Source organism: Streptomyces sp. NPDC056883, assembly GCF_042788835.1.
Classification (GTDB): domain Bacteria; phylum Actinomycetota; class Actinomycetes; order Streptomycetales; family Streptomycetaceae; genus Streptomyces; species Streptomyces stoeckheimensis.
This window is the reverse complement of sequence record NZ_JBHUBS010000019.1, coordinates 1-7,852: the sequence shown is the minus strand read 5'-3', so window position 1 is coordinate 7,852 and position 7,852 is coordinate 1. Positions and strand designations below refer to the sequence as shown.

At 71.4% G+C, this 7,852-nt stretch carries 6 protein-coding genes; 3 read left to right on the top strand and 3 right to left on the bottom strand.

The genetic code is table 11. The annotated features are described in order from the left end of the window. Nucleotides 1-262: 262 nt before the first annotated feature. The gene (gene dapD / locus ACFRU2_RS33505; protein ID WP_243338420.1) at nucleotides 263-1,243 is read left to right on the top strand and encodes a 2,3,4,5-tetrahydropyridine-2,6-dicarboxylate N-succinyltransferase; all 981 of its coding nucleotides are present in this window, start codon (nucleotides 263-265) and stop codon (nucleotides 1,241-1,243) included. A 206-nt stretch (nucleotides 1,244-1,449) separates the two neighbouring features. Here dapD and ACFRU2_RS33500 read toward each other — a convergent pair whose 3' ends face one another. The 3 genes from ACFRU2_RS33500 to ACFRU2_RS33490 form a co-directional block, all read right to left on the bottom strand. Further along, nucleotides 1,450-1,704, bottom strand: a complete 255-nt coding sequence (locus ACFRU2_RS33500; protein ID WP_250742297.1) for a hypothetical protein — start codon at nucleotides 1,702-1,704, stop codon at nucleotides 1,450-1,452. Nucleotides 1,705-1,825: 121 nt separating this feature from the next. Then, nucleotides 1,826-2,305: a GNAT family N-acetyltransferase gene (locus ACFRU2_RS33495; protein WP_382979557.1), complete on the bottom strand. Its 480-nt coding sequence runs from the start codon at nucleotides 2,303-2,305 to the stop codon at nucleotides 1,826-1,828. 59 nt (nucleotides 2,306-2,364) lie between these two features. Then, on the bottom strand, nucleotides 2,365-4,206 hold the full coding sequence (locus ACFRU2_RS33490; RefSeq protein WP_382979554.1) for an endonuclease/exonuclease/phosphatase family protein: 1,842 nt from the start codon (nucleotides 4,204-4,206) through the stop codon (nucleotides 2,365-2,367). Between the two features lie 279 nt (nucleotides 4,207-4,485). Between ACFRU2_RS33490 and ACFRU2_RS33485 the strand changes: the two genes are divergently transcribed. Both ACFRU2_RS33485 and ACFRU2_RS33480 read left to right on the top strand, forming a co-directional pair. Continuing rightward, entirely contained in the window at nucleotides 4,486-6,036 is a 1,551-nt protein-coding gene (locus ACFRU2_RS33485) for a hypothetical protein (protein ID WP_382979552.1), read from the top strand. A 165-nt stretch (nucleotides 6,037-6,201) separates the two neighbouring features. Next, the gene (locus ACFRU2_RS33480; RefSeq protein ID WP_382979549.1) at nucleotides 6,202-7,662 is read left to right on the top strand and encodes an alkaline phosphatase PhoX; all 1,461 of its coding nucleotides are present in this window, start codon (nucleotides 6,202-6,204) and stop codon (nucleotides 7,660-7,662) included. The last annotated feature ends 190 nt before the right edge of the window (nucleotides 7,663-7,852 follow it).

Below are 7,852 nucleotides of genomic sequence, written 5' to 3'. Positions count from 1 at the left end.
TTGTAGGCAAGTATCCTTTTTAAAAAAGAATCCTCCCAAGCTCCCCGCGGTCCCCTCCCTTCCAGGGGGGGGGGTGTGGGCCCGGGGCGGAGCCGGTGGCGGGAGCCGCGCGCCCGGCCTCCTGCGGCCGCTGTGCGCGGTACCCGGCACAGCCGCGGGCGGGGCCGTCCTGGCCGCGGGCGCGCGCGGGACGCGGCGACGCGCGCGACCGGCACATGAGACCGGTTCGCGACCGCGGGCCGTCGCCGGTTAGGTTTCGGGCATGACTGCTACGCGTACCACCGGCGCCGTCGCCGCCGGACTTGCCACCATCACCGCCGACGGCACCGTCCTCGACACCTGGTTCCCCGCCCCCCAGCTGGTCGCCGAGCCCGGCCCGGCCGGCACCGAGCGCCTCACCGCCGAGCAGGCCGTGGAGCTGCTGGGGGCCACCGCGCCCAAGGCGATCCGCCAGGACGCGGTCCGCGGCGTCGAGGTCGTAGCGGTCCGCACCGTGATCGCCTCCCTGGAGGACAAGCCGCTGGACGCGCACGACGCGTACCTGCGCCTGCACCTGCTCAGCCACCGCCTGGTCAAGCCGCACGGCCAGAACCTGGACGGCGTCTTCGGCCTGCTGGCCAACGTCGCCTGGACCTCGCTGGGCCCGGTCGCGATCGACCAGGTCGAGACGGTCCGCCTGAACGCCCGTGCCGAGGGACTGCACCTCCAGGTCACCTCGATCGACAAGTTCCCGCGGATGACGGACTACGTCGCCCCCAAGGGCGTGCGCATCGCCGACGCGGACCGGGTCCGCCTGGGTGCGCACCTCGCCGAGGGCACCACCGTCATGCACGAGGGCTTCGTCAACTTCAACGCCGGCACCCTGGGCACCTCCATGGTCGAGGGCCGGATCTCCGCGGGCGTCGTGGTCGGCGACGGCTCCGACATCGGCGGCGGCGCGTCCACCATGGGCACCCTGTCGGGCGGCGGCAAGCAGATCATCTCGATCGGCGAGCGCACCCTGATCGGCGCCGAGGCGGGCGTCGGCATCGCGCTGGGCGACGAGTGCGTCGTCGAGGCCGGCCTGTACGTGACCGCGGGCACCCGCGTCACCCTGCCGGACGGCCAGATCGTCAAGGCCCTGGAGCTTTCGGGCGCCAACAACATCCTCTTCCGCCGCAACTCGGTCACCGGCGCCGTCGAGGCCCGCCCGTACAAGGCGGCCTGGGGCGGTCTGAACGAGGTCCTGCACAGCCACAACTGACCGACACCGGTCCGGTACTGCCGGCGCCCTCCCACCCGTCGGGGTGGGAGGGCGCCGTGCGTGGTGAGCTCCCTCCCGCCCCGAGCGGGGGAGGGGCCGAGCGCACGCGGGGTCCGCGCGGGCCGGAGGTCCGGCGGGCGGAGGTATCAGTGCAGGCCAGTGCAGGTCAGTGCAGGCCAGTGCAGGTCAGTGCAGGCCAGTGCGGGTCAGTGCAGGGGGATCGTGCGGACCAGGCCGGCGAAGGCCTGCTGTTCCGCCTCGGTCAGTTCCACCGACTCCATCGGGTGGACGGAGGTGCCGCGCTGGGCGGGGATGACCGAGAGACCTTCGAAGGCGCCTGGCTCCGGGTGGTGGAAGCGGCTGTCCCACAGCATGTGGCCGAGGCCGATCAGCCAGACGACGGCGGCCACGAGCAGGACGGCGATGCCGATTTCCTGAGCGAGGGAAATGGAGGGGAACACGCGGTCCTCCAAAGGAGTGGCTGGAGTGAGGTACAAGATCGGGCGTGGGGACACTCAACACCAGAACCGCCCGAATGGGTAGGGATGTGCTGAGCGTCACGCCAGGGCCAAAGGTCCCTTCCTAGGCCAGCGGGAGCTTGAAGCCCTCGTGGCTCCGGGCGTAGCCCAGCCGCTCGTAGAAGCGGTGCGCGGCGGTGCGCCGCTTGTTGCTGGTGAGCTGCACCAGGCCGCAGCCGCGCTCGCGGGCCCGGTCCGCCGCCAGCTCCATCAGGCGGGCCCCGAGCCCCCCGCCCCGCCGGTCCGCGCGGATCCGTACGGCCTCCACGAGGGCCCGATCCCGTCCGCCCTGGCCGAGACCCGGGATGTACGTCAGCTGCAGACAGCCGACGAGGTCCCCGTCCACCTCCAGGACCAGCATCTCGTTGCGCGGGTCCGCCGCGATCGCGGCGAAGGCCCGCTCGTGCGCCTCGGAGACCGGCTCGGCGGGCGGCGGGACCGCCCCGGCACCGGCGTCGGCCGTGGCTCCGGCCGGGTCCTCGTCCTGAGCCAGCAGGGCGAGTACGGCGGGCAGGTCCTGACGCGTTGCGGTACGGAAGATCATGCCGGGATCATGCCAAAGGGGCCGGGCGGCGGTGCGGCCCGGCCCCTTCGGCGCCGCCGCTACGGGCGGAAGCGCACGACCTGCGGGTCGTGGTCGCTGTTCTGGTTCGAGAACTCGGCGTTGATGTGCACGCTGTCGTAGCTGAACTGCTTGATGCCGGGGCTCGTCAGGATCTGGTCCAGAACCTGCGCGTTGCCCTGGTAGACGTACGAGTACCGCTCCGAGCGCGGCAGGGACTTGATCGCCGAGTACAGCGCCCCGCCGTCCTCCAGCGCCTTGGCCGTGCCGGAGAACTCGAAGTCGTTGATGTCGCCGACCACGAGGACCGCGGCCTTCTTCTCCACCGCCAGGATGTCCTTCACGAAGCCGTTCACGGCCTGCGCCTGCAGCAGCCGCTTGGCCTCGGAGGAACGCACGGGCGGCTGGGTCGCAGAGGTCAGGCCCTGGTCGCCGCCCTTCGAACCGAAGTGGTTGGCGATCACGAAGACCGTCTTGCCGCGGAAGACGAACTCGCCGGCCAGCGGCTTGCGGCTGTCCACCCACGCCGGGTTCGCCGGGTCGATCCGGCCGGGGGAGTGGGTCAGGGCGGCCTTGCCGTTCTCCTGCACCACACCGGTCGCCGTCACCGCGTCGCCCGGGGCGCGCTCGGTGAAGGAGACCCGCGCCGGGTTGAAGAGGAAGACCTGGCGGATGTTGCCGCCGGGCTCGCCGCCGTCCTTCTTGTCCTCCGGGTTGACGGTCCTCCACTGGTAGGCCGGGCCGCCCGCGGCCTTGATGGCCTCGGTGAACTTCGTCAGGGTGGCCTCGGCCGAGACGGTGCCGTCGTTCTTGGCGCCGTTGTCGTCCTGGATCTCCTCCAGGGCGAGGATGTCGGGGGAGGCGAGGTTCTCGACGACGGCCTTCGCCAGGTTGTCGAACTTCTCCTGCGGGTCGGTCGGGTCGAGGTTCTCCACGTTGTACGTGGCGACCGCGAGCTCCTTCTCGGCCTGCGGCTTGGTCTTCTCCGGGGCGAGGGTGCCCGGCTTGACCGTGCCGAGGGTGCGGGCCACCAGGGTGTAGCCGCCGAACTGGTTGAAGTCCAGGGGGCCTTCGGTGGGGCCGGTCAGCTTGTCGCCGACGTTGGCCACCGGGAACGGCTGCTGCGCGAGGGGCGCGAGCTGCTGGATCTGGAGGCGGCCGGTGTTCTGGGAGTCGTACGAACCGTAGAGCGTGCCACCGCGCTTGGTGTTGTTCTCCCAGCCCTTCACCGTGACCCACAGCTCGGCGTACGGGTCGGTGGCGCCGACCACGCGCGAGGTGCCGATCGCGATGTTCATGCCCTCGAGGGACTCGTAGTAGTCCAGGGCGTAGCGCGAGGGCTCCAGAGTCAGGCCGTTGATGCTGCCGGCGGCGGCCGGGTCGCCCTCCGGGGTGTACGCGCAGGGCACCGAGTACTCGTTGACGGCGGTGGCCGCGGGCAGCGCGTTGCCCGAGGAGACCACGGTCACGACGGGCTTGGAGATCTGGGTGACCGACTGGTTGCCGGAGGAGACGCCGCCGGGGATGTACTCGCCGACCAGGCCGGAGACCTTGACGGCGTCGCCGACCGCGACGGTCGGGACCGAGTTGGTGAAGACGAACACGCCCTCGCTGGTGGCGTCGTCGTCGTCCGCGTCCGGATCCTGGATCCAGAAGCCGCGCGAACCGTACGTACGAACGCCCGTGACGACGCCCGCCACGTCGGCGACCTGCTTGCCGACCAGCGGGGATATCCGGGTGGTGCCCTGGATGTCGTGGATGCGTATCGGATCGGCGGACACGGCGCCTTCGGCCGCGTCGGCGGTGCCCGCGAGCAGGCCGGTGGCCAGCGCGGTGGCGACGAGGGCCGCGACGGCGGCGGAACGGGGATGCGAGGAGCGCATGGGCGGGAACTCCGGTGTGTGGAGGAGGAAGCAGATATCTACGCGCGTCAATTTCCTTCGTGGCCGGCAAAGTTGTCAAGCCCTACAGGGAATACGGAGGTTGACTGTGGGATGAACCAAAGGGGAGGGGCCGCCGGACGCGCCCGAAATGCGTCTACTCTGGGGCGCCGTACGACCCGTACCCGAACCACCCGAATCACCTGTACCCGCACCGCCCGAACCACCCGTACCCGAACAACCCGTACCCGAACAACCCGTGCCCGCGAGGAGAACCGCCCCATGTCCGCAGACTCGCACCCCTCGCTGCCGCCGGTACGGCTGCTCCCCGACGCGGAACTGGCCCGCGAAGCCCTGGCCGCCCCGCTGTTCGCCCGCGCCGTGCGCCTCGCCCGCTGGGCCGGACCGGACACCCGCGTGGACACCGGTGGTGAGCTCGTCGCCGGGCAACTGCCCGAGGCCGTGGCCCTGCTGGGCCTCGACCCCGCCGACGAGGACTCCGCGGCCCATGCGAGCCAGGCCTGGCGGGTGGCCGTCGACTCCGGCCTCGTCGACGTCACCGAACCGGAGGAGGACGGCTCCGGCTCCGGCTCCGGGGAAGCGTCCGGGGAAGACCGGGAGTTCGGCACCGCCGAACCCGGCGAGGACCTGGCGCTGGTGACCGGCGGAACCCCCGGCGACGTGCTCGACCTGTGGCTGGCGGCCCTGGACACCGTCCTCGCGGACGCGGCGGTACCGGCCCTGGACGACCTCGTCGACGCCCTCGACGCGGGCGGCGAGATCGACTTCGACCAGCTCGACTGGAACCCGCGCCGCGAGGCCGACTTCCTCGACGGGGTCCTCGCCAACCTCTACCTGCTCGCCGTGGCCGAAGGCGGCACGGCCGACGGCCCGGTGCCGCTCCCGGTGCTCGCCGCCTCGATGGTGGTGCCGGACGACATGGGCGATCCCACCGACGCCGTACTGGAGCAGGTCTCGGACGCGATGATGCGCCTCGACGACCAGTTCCGGCAGCTGGAGCCGATCGGGCTGGTCGAGTTCCGCCCCGTCGACGAGGCGCTGATGGCCGAGGCGGAGGACGAGGAGTTCCTCGCGGCCGCGGGCCCCGACGCCGCTGCCGAGGAGGAGGACGTCTCCCGGTACGGGCTGGTGCGCCTGACCCCCCTCGGGCTGTACGGGATCCGGGCGCGCATGCTGGAAGCGGGCGTCGAGGCCCCGGCCGTCGGCGAACTGGCCGGCAAGGGCGCGGACGTCCTGCTCGACGTGGTCTCCCACTACTCCGAGGCCGCCGCCCAGGCCGAGATCGAACAGTGGCTGGCCGGCCGCCCCGTACCCGAAGCCGTCACGGAGCTGCTCGCCGCCGCCCGCGGCGCCGACCCGGGCGCCCCGCTGCGCCGGCTGCGCTGCCAGCAGGCCCTCGCTCCGACCGGAGCGGAGGCCGAGCAGGCCGTCCGCGCGGTACTGGACGACGCGGAGCTCGGCGGGCTCGCCCGGGTCTGGCTGGCCGAGCGCGGGGTGACCGACGTACCGGCGCCGGACGAGGAGATGGTGTTCTGGCTGACGGTCGACACGATCGCGGCGCAGCTCGCGACGGGCGGCGCGAGCGGTGGGGGAGCCGGGGGAGCCGACGGCGGGGAGGGCGCGGAGGCGGAGCTGCCGCTCCTGATCGAGTCGCTGACCGCGCATCACGCCGGGTTCTTCGAGCAGGCCTGGCGGGTGGAGCACCCGGCGACGGCCTACGTGCTGGAGGCGATGGGGCGGCTGCACCCCGACAAGAAGGCGGCCAAGGAGGCGCGGAAGGCCGCGTTCAAGGCGCGTTCCCGGGGCGTGTGAGGCGCTGGTAACCAGCCGTTCCGGCAAGGGACTCGGCCAACGGGGAGCCGGTGAAGGGGTCGATTCGTTTTCCCGGGTAGTTCAGTCGGCGTTCACGTGCGGGCGGGAGCGTGTGCGCCGACGACCGCACGACAGGCGCACCACCTCCCCACCCCTGGAGACCCGATGCCGCTCAGCCGCAGAGACTTCACCGCCCGCACCGCACTCGCGGGTGCGGGAGTCGCGCTCACCGGAACGGTCGGCGCACTCGCCACCGCCCCCGGGGCCCTCGCCGCGGACGGCGGCGCGCGGCAGGACGTCGGCCTGGACCGGGGCCAGGACCGCGGTCCCGGCCGCCGCGCCGGCTACGGCCCGCTCGTCCCCGACCCGGCCGGCATCCTGGCCCTCCCCGCCGGGTTCACGTACCGCGTGATCACGCACAGCGGTGTCACCACGCTCGACTCGGGCGAGACCACCCCGTCCAACCACGACGGCACGGCCGCCTTCGAGGGCCACCGGGGCGTCACCCTCCTCGTCAACAACCACGAGCTGAAGGGCCCCCGCACGAACTGGAAGCACCCCGTCCCGCTCACCGAGGGCCTCGTCTACGACCCCGCCGCGGCCGGTGGCTGCACGGTCGTCGAGGTCCGGCGCGGCGGCGAGGTCGCCGAGTGGGTGGGCATCTCCGGTACGTCGACCAACTGCGCGGGCGGCTCCACCCCCTGGGGCACCTGGCTGACCTGCGAGGAGAACTCGGACCTCGCCGGCAAGAACGGCATGACCAAGGACCACGGCTACGTCTTCGAGGTAGACCCGCACGACCGCCGCGCCAACCTCGGCCCGAAGCCGGTCAAGGCGTTCGGGCGCTACGACCACGAGGCCGTGGTCATCGACCCGCGGACGGGCCACGCCTACCTCACCGAGGACGCCTCCAACCCCAACGGGCTGCTCTTCCGCTGGACCCCGCCGAGCGGCTTCCGCCACGGGCGCGGCAAGCTCCGTACCCTCGCCGACGACGCCGGCGTGCTGGCGGCCGCCAAGTGCTTCGACAAGTCCGGGCTGTTCGTCGACGACCTCTCGCGCGCGACGAAGATCGGCACCACCTACGGGGTGGACTGGGTGCCGGTCCCGGACCGCGACGCGCGCACCGTGGCGGTGCGCAAGCAGTTCGGGGAGGCGGCCGTGACCCGCGCGCGCAAGCTGGAGGGCATGTGGTGGGCCGACGGCGGGACGTACTTCGTCTCCTCCTACGCCCGCGAGGAGAGCCCGGGCGCGGCCCACGACGGCCAGGTGTGGTTCTACGACCCCAAGCGGCGCACGGTGCGGCTGCAGGTCCTGCTCGGGGTGAACGCCGACCCGTCGGTGGACGGCGGGTACGACGGCCCGGACAACATCACGGTTTCCCCCTACGGCGGTCTGATCATCGCCGAGGACGGCTCGGGGCTGCAGCACCTCTTCGGCGCGACCGAGTCGGGGCGCACGTACCCGCTGGCCCGCAACGAGATGAACCTGGGCACGGAGGAGGAGCCGGAGTACTCGGAGTTCACGGGGGTCTGCTTCTCGCCGGACGGGCGGACGCTGTTCGCCAACATCCAGGACCCGGGCATCATGCTGGCCGTCACGGGACCGTGGCGGCGCGGCTGCTGATCCGGGAGCGGCGGACATGAGAAGAGCCGCCGGGGCCTCCGGCCCCGTGGTTCTTCTCCTTTTTTCCCCCTCCTTTTTTTTTTTTTTTTTTTTCTTTTTTTTCTATTTTATAAGAAAAAAAGAGTAGATATAATTCTGTTAATTAGAAGATTTGATTATCTTCTAATTAACAGAATTATATCTACTCTTT

Bases quoted from the DNA above. Each gene is read 5' to 3' on its own strand.
- dapD (WP_243338420.1), top strand. From the start codon at position 263: ATGACTGCTACGCGTACCACCGGCGCCGTCGCCGCCGGACTTGCCACC.
- ACFRU2_RS33495 (WP_382979557.1), bottom strand. From the start codon at position 2,305: ATGATCTTCCGTACCGCAACGCGTCAGGACCTGCCCGCCGTACTCGCC.
- ACFRU2_RS33490 (WP_382979554.1), bottom strand. From the start codon at position 4,206: ATGCGCTCCTCGCATCCCCGTTCCGCCGCCGTCGCGGCCCTCGTCGCC.
- ACFRU2_RS33485 (WP_382979552.1), top strand. From the start codon at position 4,486: ATGTCCGCAGACTCGCACCCCTCGCTGCCGCCGGTACGGCTGCTCCCC.
- ACFRU2_RS33480 (WP_382979549.1), top strand. From the start codon at position 6,202: ATGCCGCTCAGCCGCAGAGACTTCACCGCCCGCACCGCACTCGCGGGT.